This window comes from Ginsengibacter hankyongi (assembly GCF_008710285.1).
Taxonomy (GTDB): Bacteria; Bacteroidota; Bacteroidia; order Chitinophagales; family Chitinophagaceae; genus Ginsengibacter; species Ginsengibacter hankyongi.
Window position 1 is genome coordinate 1,382,471 of record NZ_VYQF01000001.1, and the last position, 20,445, is coordinate 1,402,915.

Sequence of the window (20,445 nt, forward strand, 5' to 3'; positions counted from 1 at the left end):
TAATTAATCGTGGGATGTTGTTTAAAAAAGACCTGGCTCCAAATTTTTTTGGGTTGTTAATGGCTTGTGTATGCGGGATGGTATTTTCATTTACAGGAATCAATCGTGCAACGGCACAGGATACCACCAGGCTTTATACAAACGATTCGTTGCCTTATCCTATTCATGATACAAGAGGAGATTTCTTTTCCAATCAAAGAAACACTTTTGACCTGGCCAATCCTTCTAATATTACCGACTCCATCGCTTACGATCCAGCCACAAAAAAATATACTGTTTATGAAAAAATCGGCAACAAATATTACAGAACTCCTACTTCTTATACATTCGATGAATTTATGCAAATGCAAGCCCACAAGGCTGAAACGGATTATTTTAGAAAGAGAGCAAATACCTTAAATATACTTAACCGGGGCCAGGTAAAACCAAAACTAAGCATCTACGACAATCTATTCAACCGGTTATTTGGAAACGGTAAAATAGATATTCAACCGCAGGGAAATGTAGATATTACTGCAGGATACCAGGGACAAAATACCAAAAATCCCACGCTGGCTGAAAGGGCGAGGAAAAATGGCGGACTCGATTTTAATATGGCAACACAATTAAATGTAAATGCCAATATAGGGGATAAATTAAAATTTCCAATTAGTTATAATACACTTGCCAATTTCGATTTTACAAACCAGCTTAAACTTGATTATACCGGGAAGGATGATGAAATCTTAAAGCGTTTTGAAGCAGGTAATGTTTCTTTTCCTTCAAGGAGCACATTGATTCCGGGCGCACAATCTTTGTTTGGAATAAAAACTCAATTACAATTTGGGAAGCTTTTTGTAACAGCTATTTTAGCTAATCAAAAATCACAAAGACAGTCAGTAAACCTGCAGGGCGGAAGCGCGGCACAGCAATTTGAATTTAAAGCTGATGATTATGAAGAGAACAGGCACTTTTTACTGGGCCAGTATTTTAAAAACAATTACAATAAAGCGATGAGCAATTTACCGGCGATAACAACCCCGGTAAATATTTTAAGAATGGAAGTATGGGTAACCAATAAAAATGGATCTACTACCAATGCAAGAGAAATTGTTGGGCTGATGGATTTAGGAGAAAATAATCCCTACCATCCTTTTACTGTTACAGGAAATTTACCTGATAATAATGCCAACTCAGAATACCGGGATATTACCAGCAATCCTAATAGCCGAAACCCTGCACTGATTACAAATCAATTGCAAACTACATTGGGATTAAGTCCTGTTCAGGATTTTGAAAAAACATTTGCAAGAAAACTGGATTCTACTCAATATATATACAATGCTAAAGTTGGTTTTTTATCATTGAGTCAGCCATTACAGGCTGATGAAGTGCTTGCAGTTGCTTATCAATATTCCTATAACGGAAGAATTTACCAGGTGGGTGAGTTTTCACAGGATATTCCGCCAGATTCAACATCAGCAAATCAAAAAGTTTTGTTTCTTAAATTATTGAAAGCGACATCTCAAAGGCCCAATCTTCCTATATGGCAATTGATGATGAAGAACGTTTACAGCGTGGGTTTTGGAACACTCGACCAACAGGATTTTAACCTGAATGTATTATATGAACAACCGGGACTGGGCGCAAAAAGATACCTTCCCTTTGGCAACCTTAATTTGGGTACACCTATTTTAACCTTAGTAAATCTTGACAGGCTGAATAATCAAAACGATCCTCAACCCGATGGGGTTTTTGATTTCGTGCAAGGTTATACTGTTCTTCCGCAATACAGTAGGGTTATATTTCCATTATTGCAGCCCTTCGGCCGCGATCTTGCGCCCAAAGTTTTTACAGATACAACAATTGCGAGAGATAGTTTATATTATCCATTATACGATTCAATAAAAGTGATCGCCCAACAGCAATTTCCAAACCTGGACCGGTTTGTAATAAAAGGCTCGGCAAAATCATCCTCTTCCTCTGATATAAGTATCGGCTATAATATTCCGCCAGGCTCGGTAACCGTTAGTGCCGGCGGCCAAAGGCTAAGTGAAAACATAGACTACACCATCAATTATGACCTTGGTACAATTAAGGTAATTAACCAGGCGATTATTAACGCCGGCGTACCGGTGCAGGTTAACTTTGAAAACAACGCCACCTTTGGTCTACAGCAGAAAAGCTATTTAGGTTTAAGATTGGATTACCAGGTTAAAAATACGGCCAAAGAACAACTTACCATTGGTGGTACAATGGTTAGGTTAAGTGAAAGACCCTTCTTTACAAAAGTTGATTATGGCGAAGATCCTATCCGCAATACCATGTATGGGTTGGATGTGAATTACCACAAAGACGTTCCGAGGTTAACAAAGTTATTGGATAAGCTTCCATTTTATACCACCACAGCACCATCAGCTATAAACGCTTACGCCGAAGCGGCTTATTTAAAACCCGGCCATGCACCACAAATAGGTAAAGGCAGCAACGGCGTTGTTTACATTGATGATTTTGAAGGAAGCAAAAGCGACATTGATCTTCGCTTCCCTCCTATCAGTTGGGCGTTGGCTTCCACTCCTTACGGGGCTACAGATTCCAGCGGAAACACGCTTCTATTTCCCGAAGCAGCCAACAACGACAATTTAGACTATGGCAAAAACAGGGCAAAAATTGCGTGGTATCAAATTGAACCCACTTTACAGGACCCTAAAAATATAAATAATCCCTTGCGGGGAAATAAAACGGCTCTTTCCGATGCCAGGGTGCGTGCAATTTCACAGACTGAAATTTTTCCGCAGATCACCACCGACTTTGGCCAAAACCAGTTGGTTACTTTTGATCTTGCTTATTACCCAACGGATCGCGGACCCTATAATTATGATGCATCTGCGGCGGACGTTTCACCCTCTGGTAAATTACTTAATCCGTCCAAACGGTGGGGCGGCTTAATGAGAAGCATTGACCAGACTGACTTTGAAACGGCAAATGTGGAATACATTGAATGCTGGGTTCAGGATCCTTTTATAAATAACCCCGCAAGTAACGGAGGGAAATTTTTTATAAACCTTGGAAACATTTCAGAAGATGTACTGAAAGATTCCCGGAGATTTTATGAAAATGGCCTTCCTACTCCAAATCTTCCCGCACAGGTCGATACATCGATTTGGGGCGTAGTACCGCGTAATCCGACGCAGGTAACTAATGCATTTAGCAATGATCCTAACGACAGGCCTTACCAGGATGTTGGTTTTGACGGATTGACTGATAGTGCTGAAATAACAAAACGCAGAACCGATTATTTAAATGTACTTGCCGCCAATTTTGGTACGGGCTCACAGGCATACAAAAATGCATTGGCAGACCCTTCTTCAGATAACTACCATTATTATCGCGGGAGCGATCTCGACAAGCTAAATGCGGATATACTTACACGTTATAAGAACTTCAACAGCCCGCAAGGTAATTCACCGATTGCTGATAATAATTCGCAATATTCTTCTGCCGCAACGCTTTATCCCGACCAGGAAGATTTGAACCGCGATAATACGCTCAATGAAACCGAAGAATATTTTCAATACACGGTGGACCTGAAACCTCCTACCAGCCCGGAGATGAATATCGGTCAAAATTTTATCGTGGATAAAAAAGTAGTTAATGTAAAACTTGTTGATGGTACATCGAGGCCTGAAACGTGGTACCAGTTAAGAATCCCGATTGAAAATTATAATAAAAAAATCGGCAACATTCCTGATTTTAAATCCATACGATTTATAAGAATGTTTCTAACTGGTTTTGATGACAGCGTTGTTGTGCGGTTTGGAAAGCTGGCTCTCGTAAGAAATACCTGGAGAAAATTTCAATATAAAATAGATACCACTGGCAATTATAGTCCTGAGGTTACCAACGATTTTAATGTAGGAGCTGTAAATATTGAAGAAAATGATAAGAGATCACCTTTGCCTTATCGCACTCCGGCGGACATACAAAGAGTGCAAACCCTGAGTAACAATGGCGTAAATCTTTTACAAAACGAACAATCACTTACGCTGCAATTTTGCGGGCTTAATAAAAATGATGGTAAAGCCGTTTTTCAAACTTTTGCTAACAGGGATTTAAGGCAGTTTCGTAAACTGCAAATGTATATTCATGCAGAAAAAACTTTACAGACCCAACTCAACGACGATGACCTCGTAGCCGTTGTTAGAATAGGAAGTGACTTTGTTTCCAATTATTACGAAGTAAAAATTCCATTAAAACTTACGCCTTTAAATACAGGTCTTAATCCCGATAGCAGGGAATATAATGATACGCTATGGATACAACGAAACAATCTTGACCTGGACCTTGATGTGCTTACTAAAATTAAAAACTTAAGAAATTTATCCACCGCTCCTATCAATGCCCTGTACTCGCAATTACAGTCTAACGGTCAAACTTACTCGATAATAGGAAATCCGAATTTGGGCCAGGTAACCGGTATTTTAATGGGTGTAAAAACTGTGAACGGTGGATCGGCTTGCGGAGAACTTTGGTTTAATGAATTGCGCCTGTCTTCTCTCGACGAAAAGGGAGGCTGGGCATCATTGGCCCGTGTGGATGCCAATCTCGCTGACCTTGGAACAATTTCCCTTTCTGCCAACACACATAGCCATGGCTTTGGCACACTTGAGCAACGGGTGGGTGAAAGATATAAAGATTATTTTTTACAGCTTGATGCCGCAGCCAACCTTGAACTTGGTAAATTGTTGCCAAAGAAAGCTGCATTATCGATTCCTTTTTATGCAAGTTATTCAAAAGCGGTAAGCACCCCCCAATATGACCCGTTAGACCAGGATATTACCTTAAAACAAAAGCTTAGCCAGGCGCCAAAACGGGAAAGAGATTCTATAAGAAGCGATGCGGTGGATTTTACTTCCACGAAAACCATCAGCTTTACAAACGTTCATAAAAACAGAACCAGCAATAAAAAACCGAAACCATGGGACATCGAAAATGTTGACCTTAGTTATTCTTATACAAAAACTGAAGCGCATAATCCGCTGATTGAATATGATAATGTAACTAAGCAAAGAGCCGGAGTTGGGTACAATTTTACTCCCCAGCCAAAATATTTTGAACCTTTTAAAAAGTTATTCAAGAAAACTAAAACACATTGGTTCGACCTTATAAAAGATTTTAATATTAATCCACTTCCTTCACAGTTTAGTTTCAGAGCGGATATATTCAGGCAATTTGGTGTAATAAAACCAAGAAGTATCGGGGGAGAAAAATATGTAATTCCTGAAACGTTTGATAAGTATTTTACTTTCGACAGAAATTATATTGTAAGATGGGATATTACCCATTCTTTCAACATTGATTATTCCGCCCTTAATAATGCAAGAATTGATGAGCCGTATGGCAGACTGAATACAAAAGCAAAGCAGGATACGGTAAGGAGAAACTTCTTTGCCGGTGGTCGCAATACTGTATTTACCCAGACAATTAATTTTTCTTATAACGTACCACTCAATAAATTTCCATTAACGGATTGGACTACTTTACGCCTGGGCTATACAGCCAATTATCAATGGATTGGAGCATCAAGGCTTGCAGTAAATCTTGGTAATTTTTTAGAAAACGGGCAACAGGAAGAAGCAAATCTCCAGCTCGATTTTACAAGACTTTACAGCAAATCGAAATGGTTAAGAGCAATTGACCAACCCAGGCAGAAGACAGAAAGAGATACATCTGCCTCAAAAAAACCTAATCCAAAAACCCAGTTGGCACCTAAGCCAAATAACAATACCTTACCTGAAGTAAATGGCCCAGCAAGAGTTTTAGGCAAATTATTGACCAGTATAAAATCAATTAATGCAACAGTTTCTCAAAATAGTCATACAAGATTACCGGGCTATACAGACAGTACACAAATTTTAGGTGAAAATTTCAGAAGTATGGCGCCAGGATTTGATTTCATTTTGGGAAGACAACCTGATACCAACTGGCTGAACAAAGCTGCCCGAAAGGGATTGATTACAAGAGATTCTACTTTTAACGATTTATTTGTTCAGAGTTTTGATCAAAAAATTTCAGCTTCCGCACAGCTTGAGCCGGTAAGGGATTTGACTATAGATGTAAATATTGATAAAACATTTTCAAAAAATTTCTCAGAGACATTTAAGGATACAACCGGAACGGGTAACCATTTTTCTCACCTAAGTCCTTACGTACAGGGCGGATTTAGCGTTAGTTATATTGCGTTTAATACACTTTTTGGGAAATATGATCCTAACCAAATATCTTCCACTTTTCTAAAGTTCCAGGATTACCGGCAGATATTATCAAAACGGTTGGGTCAGCAAAATACCTATAATAAATTAGCAGGTAACCCCATCTCCAATGATGGATATGCATTGGGCTATGGACGGTATGCAGTAGATGTATTAGTTCCTTCATTTATTGCTGCTTATACTGGCCAGGATCCTTTAAAAGTTTCGTTAGTAAGACAAAATAATTCCAATATAAAATCCAATCCTTTCAGGGATATTTTGCCCAAACCTAACTGGAGAATTACTTTTAACGGCTTAAGCCGCGTACCCGGACTGGACAAAATATTTACTAATTTCTCCTTAACGCATGCTTATAATGCAAGCCTTGGCATGAATAGTTTTACTTCGGCACTCTACTACCAGGACGTTTCGAGATATGGTTATCCTTCATTTATTGATACCACTGCTGGTAATAATAACTACATACCATTCTTTTTAATTCCAAATATCACCATACAGGAACAGTTTGCTCCTTTACTGGGTATTGATATGACTTTTACCAACCAACTCAGCCTGAAATTTGAATATCTAAAACAGCGGCAACTGAGTCTCAGTCTTATTGACTACCAGTTGAGCGAAGTACGCTCTACTCAATATACTTTTGGCGGTGGATTCCGTAAGAAAGGTTTGAAACTTCCTTTTAAAGTACCGTTTGCGAAAAAAGACAGTAAGAAGCTGGACAACGAGATGAACTTCAGGCTAGATTTTTCTGTAAGAGATAATGTCACTTCTAATAGCCGGCTCGACCAGAACAGTGCTTTTGCAACGAATGGTAGTAAAGAAATTACTATCAGTCCGACCATAGATTATTATATCAGCAACCGCATAAATGTAAAATTATATTTTGATCAGCGTCGGGTAAATCCATATATCTCATCATCGCCTCCAACGGTTGATACACGGGCCGGAGTCCAGGTAAGAATTTCGCTAAGTCAATAGATTAATCATTTGTTCTTATTCAGGTAATCATTCGTTCGGCGTAAGAGTAATAAGCCGTTGCGATAAACAAGATCTTTAATGCCTTTTCGCCTTTGAAACATTTGAAGTATCTGCATAAAAAACCCGGAGTTAATCACGCTCCGGGTTAAGTTATCAACAAGCATACAAAAAAACTATTTTACTTTCTTCAGCATCATAATATATCCGCACACATTTTTCTTTTTTAATTTGTTTACCTGCACCGGTTTTATCATGTGGTATTCTGTAAATTTAGGAATATAAGAGTAACTTATAATGTTGGCCATCTTATCCTGCGCATAATGTTTTACATATACTACCTGTTTTTCATTGTAGTCGTACATTCTTACTTCATATAATTTTGAACTAAGATCGCCAATAAAAACAAACTGGTACCAGCTTCCCTGCGTTAATGGTACGATCACGGGCATTTCGTATTCGCTTTCCATCATCATCGTTGCTTCTTTAACTACTATAAATCCCTGTTTATAAAAACTTTCTTTTAAGCTATCCGCTTCTTTTTTAAGTGTAGAGTCGAAACAGGAAACCTGCCGGATAACATCCTGACTATAAACTGAAAATTGAAATGCCAAACATACCAAAATTAATACGTGAATTTTCAAAAGGTTTTTCATGCAGGTACAAGGAGATTGAATGAACAATGTTACAAAAAATAGCTGGCTTTTTAAAGTGAACAGCCTCTTTTCTTAGCTTAAAAAGAAGTGAATTGTCTACTTTTTAACCTAATCTTCCCTTTCTTAACGATTTAGTAGAAAATTTGTTGCAGTAACTACAAATTCTTAAGTAAAAAAATACCATTTGCCTGCGCCACGGGTGTAATCTCCAGTTCGTTAATACAAACATTTGCAGGAAGAGAAGCGCAGTAAAAGATAGCTTGTGCAATATCGGTTCCGGTTAGCGGGGTAAATCCTTCATAAACTTTTGCAGCTTTGGCCGAATCGCCATTAAACCGCACCGTACTAAACTCAGTTTCTACAGCACCCGGCTTAATATTAGTTACCTTAATAGAATGTTGTAACAGGTCAATTCTCATGGCCCTGCTAATTACTTCCACCGCGGTTTTACTGGCGCAATAGACATTTCCCTTTTCATACACATCATCCCCTGCAACAGATCCAAGATTAATTATGTGCCCCTGGTTTCGCGCAACCATAAATGGTAAAATTGCTTTACTCACATACAGTAAACCATTTACATTGGTTTGTAACATCGTATCCCAATCATCGAGTGATGCTTCGTCAAAGAAATCTCTGCCAAGCGCCAGCCCTGCATTATTAATCAAGATATCAACACTTTTCCATTTGTCGGGAAAAGAATTGATGCAGTCAAAAACTTCTTTTTTGCTTTGCACATCAAAAGCGGCTATCAGAACTTCAATTTTATATTGACTCTCCAACGATAATTTTAATTCAATCAACCGCTCTTCCCTTCGTCCGTTTATAATAATGTTATCTCCCGCCGCTGCAAATTTTTCGGCACATGCTTTACCGATTCCTGAAGTAGTTCCTGTAATAAAAACAACACGATTCATTAAATATGTTTAAGGTTAATTCACTAAAATTATTTAAAAATATTTTGCGTAGGAAAATGAAAACCTGTTAAATTAAAATTAGCTCCTGGGGAGAAGATATAATTGTCAACTGTTCTGTGATTTTTTTATATAAAAAGTTTTCCTGTTCCATCATTTTAAAATGGGCAATAAGATGGTTGTAAAATCCCGCGGAGTTAAGAATAAAAATTTTTTTATCATGAATATTCAGTTGATTCCAGGTAAGCATTTCAAAAAGTTCATCCATCGTTCCATATCCGCCGGGCAAAACCAATGCCGCGTCTGCTTTTGCATACAGCATTTTTTTTCTTTCATGCATATCTTCTGTTTCATGCATTTCAGAAATTCCGGCATGGCTATGTTCAATACCATTTAAAAGTTTTGGAATTACTCCTATTACTCTCCCTCCTTTTTCGAGAACACCATTGGCAACGGCGCCCATAATTCCTTTATTACTTCCGCCATAAATCAGTGTAATATTTTTTTGAGCGAGCAGGTACCCTAATTCCTTTGCATGCTCACAAAACAACGGATTATTTCCTTCTTTTGAACCACAAAAAACGGCCAAAGATGTTATTGCCATATTTTTATTTATCTTGAATAAATTTCAAAATAAAAACTTTTAAAACCTAATTTTCTTTTATATAAAAACTCCTGCCTGTCGGCAGACTTTCAATCACGCTTATGTCTCCTGTTGTTTTACTTTCTTTCATCATCGGCTATTTTTTAATGCTTATTGTAGTCTCTTATCTCACGTCCAGAAAATCATCGGATAACGCTACTTTTTTTATTGCGAACCGTTCTTCCAGATGGTATCTTGTTGCGTTTGGAATGATAGGTACCGCACTGAGTGGCGTAACTTTTATTTCTGTTCCCGGCGAGGTTGGAAACCTTGCTGGTTCGCAGTTCAGGTACTTCCAATTTGTATTAGGTAACGCCGTTGGCTACTTTGTTGTTGCAGGAATTTTATTACCTCTTTATTATAAAATGCACCTGATTTCAATTTACGAAGTAATAGAACGAACCTTAGGAAAAGTGAGCCATAAAACTGCGGCAGCAATTTTTTTGATTTCAAGAACTATTGGTTCAGCATTCAGGCTCTATTTGGTGGCAATAGTTTTGCAGCGTTTTATTTTCGATGAAATGGGCGTTCCATTTTGGTTAACAATTGTTATCTGTTTATTGCTAATATGGGGATATACTTTCAGAGGCGGATTAAAAACAATTATCATTACTGATTCACTTCAAACTTTTTTCTTAGTAACCTCAGTGTTTCTTTCCATTTATTTTATTTGCAACAGTTTGCATTTAAACATTGGCGAGGCATTTAAAACGGTTAAAGAAAGCAACTATTCAAAAATATTTTTTACTGAGCATTTTTCTACAAACAAATTCCATTTCACCAAGCAATTTTTAGGAGGAATATTTGTAACGATCGGAATGTTTGGCCTCGACCAGGACTTGATGCAAAAGAACCTGAGTTGCAAGAACTTAAAAGAATCGCAGAAGAATATGCTCACATTTACTTTTGTATTTGTGCTCATCAACTTGTTTTTTTTAAGTGTGGGAGCTTTACTATATATCTATGCGAAGAAAATGGGAATTGCCATTCCTTTGGACACTGTTACCCACCAGCCAAGGACAGATTATTTATTTCCTGAAATTGCTTTAAATCATTTTAAAGGAGTACCCGCCGTTGTATTTATGCTGGGGCTTACCGCTGCAACCTTTGCCACCACTGACTCCGGGCTTACTGCCTTAACTACTTCTTTTTGTATTGATTTTTTGAATTTTGATAAAAATAAAAATCAAAGTGAAAAACAAATGGTTAGAAAAAGAACTTATGTGCATGTATTTTTTTCTATACTTATATTACTTGTTATCTTATTATTTAATGCCGTAAATGACGCCTCAGTTGTAAGTGCAATTTTTAAAGTGGCTACTTATACTTACGGGCCTCTTATTGGTTTATTTGCTTTTTCGTTGTATGCCAAAAAAAGAAACGTACTGGATAAAGCAACCCCTGTTATATGTATTTTAGCTCCGTTAGCATGTTTTTTTATTGATAAATATTCAACTGTTTTATTTAACGGGTATGTATTTGCCGAAGAACTGATTATTGTAAATGGATTGCTTACTTTCCTGGGGCTTTTATTAATTTCTAAAAAGAAGGCATTGTAAAATTCTCAGACAGAATGGAAATAATAAATACCGAAGCTGAAGATTACGCAGCAAGATTTACAACACCTACAGATAGTTTATTGCAGGAGATTGAAAAATATACAATAAAAAATCATCCTCACGCAAACATGCTGAGCGGGCCCATACAAGGGAAACTGCTTGAAATGATGAGCATGATGATTAAGCCAAAAAGAATTTTGGAAATAGGCACATTCATGGGTTACAGCGCTTTATGCCTTGTAAAAGGACTTTCTGCCGATGGCCAATTACATACAATTGATATAAGAAAAGAAGACGCCGATATTGCCCGAAATTATTTTAGCAAATCGTTATATACCAAACAAATAATTTTACACGTAGGAAATGCGTTGGATATAATTCCAACCTTAAATGAAACCTGGGACTTAATATTTATTGATGCTGACAAGGTAAATTATATTAATTATTACGAATTAACTTTGCCGTTGCTGAAAAAAGAAGGATTTATATTGGCTGATAATGTGTTGTTTCATGGAGAAGTGCTCGAAGAAAATATTACCGGGAAAAATGCAAAGGCCATTCACGCTTTTAACGAGCACGTGGAAAAAGATAACAGAATACAGCATGTACTGTTGACCGTTAGAGATGGACTGATGCTTATTCAGAAAAAGTAAAATAAATTTGGTTGTCTTTAATTAAAAGACAATCCTCATCACATTTTTTAATGAAAAAATTAATCTTATTACTAATAATTTCCTTTTCCCTTTCGCAAATACTTTGTGCGCAATACATGACGGTGGCTGAATATGTTGCAACCTATAAGGATATTGCTATAAGCGAAATGAAACGCATGGGCGTACCAGCCGCTATTTCACTGGCGCAGGGAATTTTAGAAACGGAAAACGGCAACAGCGATCTGGTAAAGAAATCAAATAATCATTTTGGTATTAAGTGCAAAAGCACCTGGACTGCAGAAACCGTTAGTCATGATGATGATGCGCCCGGCGAATGTTTCAGGGCTTATAAAAATGCAGAAGATTCTTACCGGGACCATTCCAATTTTTTAAGAAGCAGCGACAGGTACGCCTTTCTTTTTAAGTTTGATCCCCGCGATTATAAAGCGTGGGCTTATGGATTACGGAAAGCTGGTTATGCAACCAATCCTAAGTATCCACAAATTCTTATAAAAAATATTGAAGACAATAATTTAGAGCAATACACTTTGGAAGGAATTGGTGAAGTTCCTGTTTTCGATGCATCAAAATATAACAATGACCCGGAAGATAAGAGTGTAAATGATGTATTAAAATCAACGGGGCAAAATGATGCTGAGGATAATCTTTCAGAACCTACTAAACTCACCATAAATGGAAGCAAGGCTTTGTTTGTTCCCAAAGGAACTTCATTACTTGCCATCGCCTCTCAGAATAATATCAATCTAAGTCGCTTACTCGAAATAAATGATTTACAAAAAGACGGTTTGCTCGATAAGGATCAATATATTTTTCTTGAAAAAAAACAAAAAGAAGGCGACCGGGATTATTACATAGCCCAGCAAAATGAGACCTTGTATGATATAGCACAAAAAAACGGGATCATCCTACAAAACCTTTATAATTATAATAATATTACGTCCGCAGATAATATTTATCCAGGCACTAAAATTCTGCTTCGGCCACCGTTAGTAACGGAAGATTTAAATAAGAATAAGTCAGAAACAAATGCGTCTCCTCCTTCATTAACCGAATCGAGAACCCACGAAGTGCAACCGAAAGAAAGCCTTTACGCCATTTCAAAAAAATATGGCGTGTCGGTAACCCAACTTAAAGAATGGAATAATTTAAAAGATAATAATCTCCAAGCCGGACAGCAACTCATCATTTCAAAATAACTTATGCCTTTTATTAAAGTACATGATAAAGAATTTATACCTTATTTAAGCGCAGACGAAATTGAGCAACAGGTTAAAAGAGTTGCCTCGGAAATTAACCGGGATTATGAGGGAAAGAAACCTTTGTTTATCGCCATTTTAAATGGCGCTTTTATTTTTGCAGCTGATCTTTTTAAACATATTACTATTGAAGCTGAAATAAGTTTTATAAAACTTGCTTCTTATAAAGGAATAAAAACTTCAGGTCATGTTATCACCGCTATAGGCCTTGATGCTGACCTTCATAAAAGAGAAGTAATTATTATTGAAGATATTGTTGATACCGGCAAAACATTATATCACTTTTTGCCTCAATTAGAACATCAAAACCCAACCTCTTTAAAAATTGCTTCACTTTTGCATAAGCCTGATGCTTTACAACATCCATTGAAAATCGATTATTTGGGCTTTAATATCCCCAATAAATTCGTGATAGGTTATGGATTGGACTATGATGGTTTGGGGCGAAATATTAAAGAGATATACCAATTAGTTGAATAGAATTTAACGTTCATTTTTTTAGAAGATTTTGCGGCTTTGATGATAAGCATATATCTTACAAAATAAACAACCCTTTGCCAAAAGTAATTTTTACTTTTTTCTTTTTAGCCCTGGTTTGCCACACTACTGCACAACATTATATCAGGGGCGATGTAAAGGATGAAAAAAATCAGCCATTACAGAATGTAAAAATTTATATGCCGGCCACCCGCTCATTATTTTATAGTGGTATTACCGGTGGTTTTGGTATTCCCAGTTCGCGTTTATACGACTCCCTTATTTTTTCTGCAGAAGGCTATGAAACAAGAGCATTAAAAATTAGAACCGATGCATACCAGGAGATAACATTGAAAATGCTGACAACCTCCGTTAGTACGCAAAAACAAAAGCTGGTTTCTCTCACAATCGGCTCCGAAGGACACTTGTACCCTACTGCATATTATGATAATGAAAGCTACAGCAGCATTATTGAAAATGATTTTATAAAAGCAGGCAATAACCATACTACTGCTTTTGCGATGCGTATTGATAAGGCATCTTACAGCAACGTACGAAGATTTATTAACCAGGATAGCAAAGTTCCGCCGGATGCAGTTCGCATAGACGAAATGCTCAATTACTTTAATTTTAATTATAAAGAACCGGATGGTAAAAATGTTTTCCGGATAGAATCGCAGGTAACCGATTGCCCGTGGAACAACCAGCATCAACTTTTATTTCTCAATCTTTCAGGCAGGAAACTCAATCTCGATAAAGTTCCCCCTTCTAATCTTGTTTTTTTGATAGATGTTTCTGGTAGTATGGATCTTCCAAACCGGTTGCCTTTATTAAAAGAAGCGTTTCGGTTACTGGTAAATAATCTCAGGCAAAAAGATACGGTTTCAATTGTAACGTATGGGGGAACGGTAGGTGTATTGTTACAACCAACAAGTGGCGATCAAAAAGAAAAAATTACCAAAGCAATTGAACAGCTTGTTGCCTCTGGCGATACACCGGGAGAAGCTGCCATACGTTCGGCCTATAAACTTGCTGAGTCTACATTTATAAAAGGCGGAAACAATCGCATTATCCTTGCAACAGATGGAGATTTTAATATTGGGCAAACGACTGAAAAAGAATTGGAGGAATTAATAACTAAAGAACGACAGACGGGAGTTTACCTCACTTGCCTTGGCGTGGGAATGGGAAATTATAAAGATTCAAAAATTGAAATATTGGCCAAAAAAGGAAATGGAAACTTTGCCTATTTAGATGATATAAGGGAGGCTGAAAAAGTATTGGTTACTGAATTTACACAAACGCTTTATTCAATTGCTAACGATGTGCACCTAACGGTAAATTTTAATGCTGATGTGGTAAAAGAATACAGGCTCATTGGGTATGATAACAAACGGAATGTACTTGCCGAAAAAGGCGATGAACTAGAGGGTGGTGAAATAGGAGCAGGCACAGGCAATACAGCCGTATTTGAAATAGTGCCTGAAAATAAGGACAGCATTAAACCCCTTAAACCGTATTTTGCAAATGTTACCTTGCATTACAGGTTACCTGCAGATACCACAGGAGTCTTCATTACGCATATCTGTTCACAAAATTATCTGCCTTTTGATTCAATATCGAACAGCCTTAAATTTGCATCCGCCGTTACCATGTTTGGATTAAAATTGCGTGAATCGCAATACATACCCGACATTGAATGGGATGATATCAAAAATATTGCCGTGTCATCGGCCAAGCCCGGCGATTATCTTGAAAATGAACTTACCAGTTTAATCGATAAATGCAAAGTGATTTATTACGAGAAGAAAAAGAAGAGAAAGCGAAAGGAATAATTTTTTTAGCTAAATGTTTCTCTTATTTTTTCCCAGAAACTTTTATCATTTTTATCTGGCTTGGGTTTGAAATTTTCGCTTTGCATCATTTTATCCAGCGATTGCTTTTCTTCGGCCGAAACAACTTGTGGCGTCCATACATTAACGTGAATAAGCTGGTCGCCTTTTTCATGCGAATTTATTGAGGGAAAACCCTTGCCTTTAAGGCGGAAAATTTTTCCGCTCTGTGTGCCGGGAGGAATTTTAATCTTTGCCCTTCCATCTATAGTCGGCACTTCTGCATTGGTTCCAAAAACCGCATCGGGAAATGAAATATATAAATCGAAAGCCACATTCAGCCCTTCTTTGTGCAACTGGGGATGTGCTTCTTCTTCTATCAAAATAATAAGGTCGCCCGGGCCGCCACCGCGCTCACCCATGTTTCCCTTTCCGCTCATGCTTAGCTGCATGCCTTCCTGGACACCAGCAGGAATTTCTAACGTAACAGTTTCTTCACCATACATTCTTCCTTCCCCTTTGCAGGTAGTGCATTTGCTGGTAATTACAGAGCCTTCGCCATTGCAGGTAGGGCAGGTAGTTACCGTTTGCATTTGTCCTAAAAAAGTATTTTGCACCCGGCGCACCTGGCCATTTCCACCACAGGTACTGCAGGTTTGCATACTATTCTTATCCTTTGCCCCGGAACCGCCGCAGGTGTTGCAGGCAATGTATTTTTTCACTTTTATAGTTTTGCTGGCACCCTTGGCTATCTCTTCATAATTCACTTTAATTTTTACCCTCAGGTTGCTTCCCCTCGTTCCTTTGCTTCTGCCTCCTGAGCGACCGCTGCTCCTGCCGCCCCCGCCAAAAAAACCACCAAAAACATCTTCGCCAAAGATATCACCGAATTGGCTGAAGATATCGTCCATGTTCATGCCTTGCCCTGAAAAGCCGCCACCACCGCCACGACCGGAGCTGAAGGCGCTGTGGCCAAACCTGTCATATTGTGCTCTTTTATCAGGATCGCTCAATACTTCATAGGCTTCCGCAGCTTCTTTAAATTTATCTTCAGCGGTATGATCACCGGGGTTCCTGTCCGGGTGATGTTGCATAGCCACTTTGCGATAAGCTTTTTTAATTTCATCCGCTGCGGCGGATTTGCTTACGCCTAGAATTTCGTAGTAATCTCTTTTTGAAGCCATTGAACTTACCATACAATTTATTGTGAACTGCTTAAAACAAAACCATCAACCGTTGCAGTTACCGGCTGATGGTGCTTTAGTCAGGAACTTTTATTTTCCTATAACGACTTTGGCAAATCGTATCAATTTATCATTGAGGTAATACCCTTTCTCAATTTCATCAACCACCTTACCTTTTAAATTTTTATCATCAACAGGTATCTCTGTAATAGCTTCGTGTTTTTCCACATCAAAATCGGTATGAAGACTTTCCATTGCTTTAAGGCCTTGCGCCTGCAAAGTTTTCCTAAGCTTATTAAATACTAATTGTACACCCTCCTTAATTTGCTCCGCATCATCTGTTTGCTGCAATTGCTTTTCAGCACGGTCGCAATCATCTAACACCTGCAGCATTGAAACGATCACTTCTCTTCCCGCCGTTTGAATCAATTCAATACGTTCTTTAGAAGTACGTCTTTTATAATTATCAAACTCAGCAAATAAGCGCACGTATTTATCTTTCTGCTCTTCCAGTTCTTCCCTGAGTTTTTGTTTTGTTTCATCGGGAACCAGGGGTTCAGCAACATCTTCCAGATCAATATTATTATTTTCATCTGTCGAAAAATCCTGTGCTTCTACCTGATTTTCCATTTCAGTGTTTTCTTTATGCTTTTTATTTTTGTCCATTTTTTAAAAATTGGCTGCAAAGGTAGCATTGTCAAACTTTTTGCCAATAATAAATATTAGACAAATTGACACAGGAACTCTTAAAGAAAAGAAAAAATTGCTGTTATTCGAGTCGATATGCAGCGAAAAATTTTTAAGCGTACCTTATTATTTATAATATTCTTTTTATAAAGTTTGGTAATTTTAGTAACGATTTATTATATGGAAACTTACGGTAAAATATTACTGATTGCTATGCCTGTTTTCCTGGCTTTGGTTCTACTAGAAAAATGGTATGGCTGGTACAAGGGGAAAGATACCGTGCGGCAAATGGATATGATTTCCAGCCTCAGTTCCGGCATTACCAATGTAACCAAAGATGTACTGGGCCTCAGCGTAGTAATTATTAGTTACGAATGGCTCGTTAATAAAATTGCAGTCATTCATCTTACGCCTGTCGTTTGGGTATATGTCGCTGCTTTTATTGCCTTAGATTTTGCGGGCTATTGGGTACATCGCATTGAACACCGATTCAATATTTTCTGGAACTTACATATTATTCACCACAGCAGCGAGGAGTTTAACCTTGCCTGTGCACTTAGGCAAAGCATTGCTGAAATAGTGAAAGTATTTACCGTTTTTTTAATTCCCGCTGCATTACTGGGCGTTCCAGCAAAAGTAATTGCAATTGTGGCGCCCATCCAGTTATTTGCACAGTTCTGGTATCATACCCAACATATAAATAAGATGGGCTGGCTGGAAAAGGTTATTGTAACTCCATCGCATCATCGGGTACACCATGCAATAAATAAAGAATATATTGATAAAAATTTTTCCCAGATTTTTATTATATGGGATAAATTATTTGGCACCTTCCAGCAGGAATTACAAGGTGTCCCACCAGTGTACGGTATTACACGGCCTGCAAGAACATGGAATCCGATAAAAATAAATTTCATTCATGCATGGCTTTTAATAAAAGATGCGTGGCATACAAAAGGATGGAAGGATAAGTTTAAAATTTGGCTGATGCCAACCGGTTGGAGGCCCGCTGACGTTGCTGAAAAATTTCCTGTTTATAAAATCGACAATGTTTACCATTTCGAAAAATATGCTCCCGAATCTTCAAATGAGTTGGTAGTTTGGTCGTGGACACAATTAACGATATTGCTGATTGCAACGAGTTATCTTTTTGCAAATATTGCCGCCATCGGTTCACCGGGATTCTTCGTGTACGGCCTTTTTATTTTCCTGAGTGTTTATTCATTTACAGAACTTATGGACCGCAAGCGATTTGCACTTTTATGGGAAATTTTAAAAAATATCCTGGGTGTCTTTATTATTTATAAAACAGGTGGATGGTTTTCAAATTCTCCATCCGTTATACAACTTAATATACCCATTTTATCTTGGCTGCTATTATCCACCTTCATAACTGCATGGTTTGTTTTTATTGAATTTAAACCAGCAAAAGCTCCGCGTTTTTTTATCACTCAAAACGATTAGTTAAAGAATAGTTATAAGTAAATTATCCCTTTCACTTTCATACTTTTTGACGTCTAATAAAAAGAAAATAAAAAACACTTTTAGTATGAAAACATTATTAATATTATTAGTATCAACTGGCCTTGCATTTGGCGCTTCTGCGCAGGTAAGAGTTGATCATGATCGTGACGGTTATCATCATAGCTACAGGCCAGGAACAAGAATAATTGTTTCACCTTCAGTTGGATTCGGCTGGGGTTACGGCGCTCCGTATCCGTATTATGGTTATCCCGGCTACGGCTACCCGTTTGGTTATCCCTATGATTATCCCGCCCCGTATGAGTATAGAGGAACGCCTTACAAATTAGCTTTGCAAATTCAATCTATTAAGCTTGACTATAAAAATCAAATAAGAGACGCAAGGCACAATAAAAGTATGAGCCATACGCAAAGAAGAGAAGAAATTCGCAGGCTCAAAACTGAGCGGGACCAGGCAATCATTAGTGCCCAACAAAATTTCAGGTATGGGAACAGTAATAACCGTAACTATGACCGAAATAATAACCAGGAATAAAATACAATTGCCACATAAAGGCCAGTAATGATTGAAAGAGTAAATACAAGTAAACATGCATGCGATTGCCTATGCGTGTTTACTTTTTTTATAACAGTTGGTTTTGTAAAAGATCCTCAAAAGAATCTCTCCGCCGGATGAGCGTTGCTTTCCCTTCCTTAATTAAAACCTCACCCGGCTTAAAACGTGAGTTAAAATTGGATGACATTTCAAATCCATAGGCACCTGCATTATAAAAAACGAGGTAATCACCTTCTGTTATTTCGCTGATTTTTCTATCCCAGGCAAATGTATCTGTTTCACAAATATTACCTACGATTGAATATTTTTTTTCAGGTCCGTTTTCATTACTTATGTTTTCAATTCGATGATAGGAATTGTAAAACATTGGACGTATTAAATGATTGAATCCACTGTTGACGCTTGCAAAAGTTGTGGCTGAGGTTTTTTTAATTACGTTTACTTGGGTAACTAAATATCCTGAAGCGCTTACCAAAAATTTTCCCGGCTCAAACCATACCTGCAAATGTCTATTACCAGGATTAGGATGGTTAGCAAACGCTTCACTTACCTTTTGTGCAAGTGCATTAATATCTGTTTCAGTATCACCTTCTTTATAAGGCACTTTAAAACCTCCGCCCAAATCAACAAATTCCAGTTCTTTAAAATGAGGAATTATATCAAACAAAACTTCTATGCCTTTTACAAACACATCCACATCGTCAATGTCGCTCCCGGTATGTATTTGCAAACCACGGATAAATAAATTATACTTATGAACAACCGACAATATTTGTTCAATCTGGTCTACCGGGATACCGAATTTGCTTTTATCATGCCCTGTGGAGATCTTTAAATTTCCACCTGCTAAAATATTAGGCCGAAGGCGAATACCTACCGGGTAAGCATGCCCGTATTTTTCACCGAACTTTTCAAGATTGGAAAGACTATCGATATTGATATTTACACCCAGACTTTTAGCTTCATCAATTTCGTCGAATGCAATACCATTGGAGGTATATAAAATTCTTTCGGGTGTAAAACCTGCATACAAGGCCAGTTTCACTTCATTAATTGAACTACAGTCAATATTGGCGCCTATAGATTTTATGTATCGCAGAATATTAATATTGGTTAATGCTTTGCAGGCATAAAAAAATTTTACATCTGTATTCTTAAATGCATTTATAAGCTTTGAATACTGCTCAGCAATTTTTTCTGCATGATAAACATATACGGGAGTCCCAAATTCTTCAGCTATAGATAAAAGTTGTTTATGAGATAAAACCTGCGGCATAATGGTAATGTGATGTTGTGTTA

14 protein-coding genes are annotated in these 20,445 nt (G+C 37.7%); 8 read left to right on the forward strand and 6 right to left on the reverse strand.

Annotated features, from left to right (window positions below; all coding sequences use genetic code 11):
- Positions 1-14: 14 nt before the first annotated feature.
- Positions 15-7,229 (forward strand): T9SS outer membrane translocon Sov/SprA, encoded by a 7,215-nt coding sequence (sov, locus tag FW778_RS05715; protein ID WP_150413636.1) that lies wholly within the window; start codon positions 15-17, stop codon positions 7,227-7,229.
- 173 nt (positions 7,230-7,402) lie between these two features.
- On the opposite strand, the gene FW778_RS05720 is transcribed toward sov, so the two are convergent.
- From FW778_RS05720 to FW778_RS05730, 3 genes are all read right to left on the reverse strand, one after another.
- Positions 7,403-7,840 carry a hypothetical protein gene (locus FW778_RS05720; protein WP_150413637.1) on the reverse strand — a complete coding sequence of 146 codons (438 nt, stop codon included), beginning with the start codon at positions 7,838-7,840 and terminating at the stop codon, positions 7,403-7,405.
- Between the two features lie 197 nt (positions 7,841-8,037).
- On the reverse strand, positions 8,038-8,799 hold the full coding sequence (locus tag FW778_RS05725; protein WP_150413638.1) for an SDR family NAD(P)-dependent oxidoreductase: 762 nt from the start codon (positions 8,797-8,799) through the stop codon (positions 8,038-8,040).
- Positions 8,800-8,866: 67 nt separating this feature from the next.
- Positions 8,867-9,400: an LOG family protein gene (locus FW778_RS05730; RefSeq protein ID WP_150413639.1), complete on the reverse strand. Its 534-nt coding sequence runs from the start codon at positions 9,398-9,400 to the stop codon at positions 8,867-8,869.
- Positions 9,401-9,501: 101 nt separating this feature from the next.
- Here FW778_RS05730 and FW778_RS05735 point away from each other — a divergent pair, with 101 nt between their 5' ends.
- The 5 genes from FW778_RS05735 to FW778_RS05755 all read left to right on the forward strand — a co-directional run bounded on the left by FW778_RS05735 (position 9,502) and on the right by FW778_RS05755 (position 15,240).
- A complete protein-coding gene (locus FW778_RS05735) occupies positions 9,502-10,998 on the forward strand; it encodes a sodium:solute symporter (protein ID WP_150413640.1) in 1,497 nt (498 codons plus the stop codon).
- A gap of 14 nt (positions 10,999-11,012) precedes the next feature.
- Positions 11,013-11,651: an O-methyltransferase gene (locus tag FW778_RS05740; protein WP_150413641.1), complete on the forward strand. Its 639-nt coding sequence runs from the start codon at positions 11,013-11,015 to the stop codon at positions 11,649-11,651.
- Between the two features lie 50 nt (positions 11,652-11,701).
- A complete protein-coding gene (locus FW778_RS05745) occupies positions 11,702-12,868 on the forward strand; it encodes a glucosaminidase domain-containing protein (RefSeq protein WP_150413642.1) in 1,167 nt (388 codons plus the stop codon).
- 3 nt (positions 12,869-12,871) lie between these two features.
- On the forward strand, positions 12,872-13,408 hold the full coding sequence (hpt, locus tag FW778_RS05750; protein WP_150413643.1) for a hypoxanthine phosphoribosyltransferase: 537 nt from the start codon (positions 12,872-12,874) through the stop codon (positions 13,406-13,408).
- Between the two features lie 74 nt (positions 13,409-13,482).
- On the forward strand, positions 13,483-15,240 hold the full coding sequence (locus tag FW778_RS05755) for a vWA domain-containing protein (protein ID WP_150413644.1): 1,758 nt from the start codon (positions 13,483-13,485) through the stop codon (positions 15,238-15,240).
- 5 nt (positions 15,241-15,245) lie between these two features.
- Here the strand turns inward: FW778_RS05755 and dnaJ are convergent, their stop codons facing one another.
- Both dnaJ and FW778_RS05765 read right to left on the reverse strand, forming a co-directional pair.
- A complete protein-coding gene (dnaJ, locus tag FW778_RS05760; protein ID WP_150413645.1) occupies positions 15,246-16,421 on the reverse strand; it encodes a molecular chaperone DnaJ in 1,176 nt (391 codons plus the stop codon).
- Between the two features lie 90 nt (positions 16,422-16,511).
- Complete coding sequence (locus tag FW778_RS05765) at positions 16,512-17,087, reverse strand: nucleotide exchange factor GrpE (protein WP_150413646.1); 576 nt, start codon at positions 17,085-17,087, stop codon at positions 16,512-16,514.
- 201 nt (positions 17,088-17,288) lie between these two features.
- On the opposite strand from FW778_RS05765, the gene FW778_RS05770 reads away from it, so the two are divergent.
- Both FW778_RS05770 and FW778_RS05775 read left to right on the forward strand, forming a co-directional pair.
- A complete protein-coding gene (locus tag FW778_RS05770; protein ID WP_150413647.1) occupies positions 17,289-18,572 on the forward strand; it encodes a sterol desaturase family protein in 1,284 nt (427 codons plus the stop codon).
- 85 nt (positions 18,573-18,657) lie between these two features.
- The gene (locus tag FW778_RS05775; protein WP_150413648.1) at positions 18,658-19,125 is read left to right on the forward strand and encodes a hypothetical protein; all 468 of its coding nucleotides are present in this window, start codon (positions 18,658-18,660) and stop codon (positions 19,123-19,125) included.
- A gap of 88 nt (positions 19,126-19,213) precedes the next feature.
- On the opposite strand, the gene lysA is transcribed toward FW778_RS05775, so the two are convergent.
- The gene (gene lysA / locus FW778_RS05780; protein WP_150413649.1) at positions 19,214-20,422 is read right to left on the reverse strand and encodes a diaminopimelate decarboxylase; all 1,209 of its coding nucleotides are present in this window, start codon (positions 20,420-20,422) and stop codon (positions 19,214-19,216) included.
- Positions 20,423-20,445 lie beyond the last annotated feature (23 nt).

What these genes read in the sequence shown, in the direction of transcription:
- sov (WP_150413636.1), top strand. Translation starts at nt 15, where the DNA reads ATGTTGTTTAAAAAAGACCTGGCTCCAAATTTTTTTGGGTTGTTAATG.
- FW778_RS05725 (WP_150413638.1), bottom strand. Translation starts at nt 8,799, where the DNA reads ATGAATCGTGTTGTTTTTATTACAGGAACTACTTCAGGAATCGGTAAA.
- FW778_RS05730 (WP_150413639.1), bottom strand. Translation starts at nt 9,400, where the DNA reads ATGGCAATAACATCTTTGGCCGTTTTTTGTGGTTCAAAAGAAGGAAAT.
- FW778_RS05735 (WP_150413640.1), top strand. Translation starts at nt 9,502, where the DNA reads ATGTCTCCTGTTGTTTTACTTTCTTTCATCATCGGCTATTTTTTAATG.
- FW778_RS05740 (WP_150413641.1), top strand. Translation starts at nt 11,013, where the DNA reads ATGGAAATAATAAATACCGAAGCTGAAGATTACGCAGCAAGATTTACA.
- FW778_RS05745 (WP_150413642.1), top strand. Translation starts at nt 11,702, where the DNA reads ATGAAAAAATTAATCTTATTACTAATAATTTCCTTTTCCCTTTCGCAA.
- hpt (WP_150413643.1), top strand. Translation starts at nt 12,872, where the DNA reads ATGCCTTTTATTAAAGTACATGATAAAGAATTTATACCTTATTTAAGC.
- dnaJ (WP_150413645.1), bottom strand. Translation starts at nt 16,421, where the DNA reads ATGGCTTCAAAAAGAGATTACTACGAAATTCTAGGCGTAAGCAAATCC.
- FW778_RS05765 (WP_150413646.1), bottom strand. Translation starts at nt 17,087, where the DNA reads ATGGACAAAAATAAAAAGCATAAAGAAAACACTGAAATGGAAAATCAG.
- FW778_RS05770 (WP_150413647.1), top strand. Translation starts at nt 17,289, where the DNA reads ATGGAAACTTACGGTAAAATATTACTGATTGCTATGCCTGTTTTCCTG.
- FW778_RS05775 (WP_150413648.1), top strand. Translation starts at nt 18,658, where the DNA reads ATGAAAACATTATTAATATTATTAGTATCAACTGGCCTTGCATTTGGC.
- lysA (WP_150413649.1), bottom strand. Translation starts at nt 20,422, where the DNA reads ATGCCGCAGGTTTTATCTCATAAACAACTTTTATCTATAGCTGAAGAA.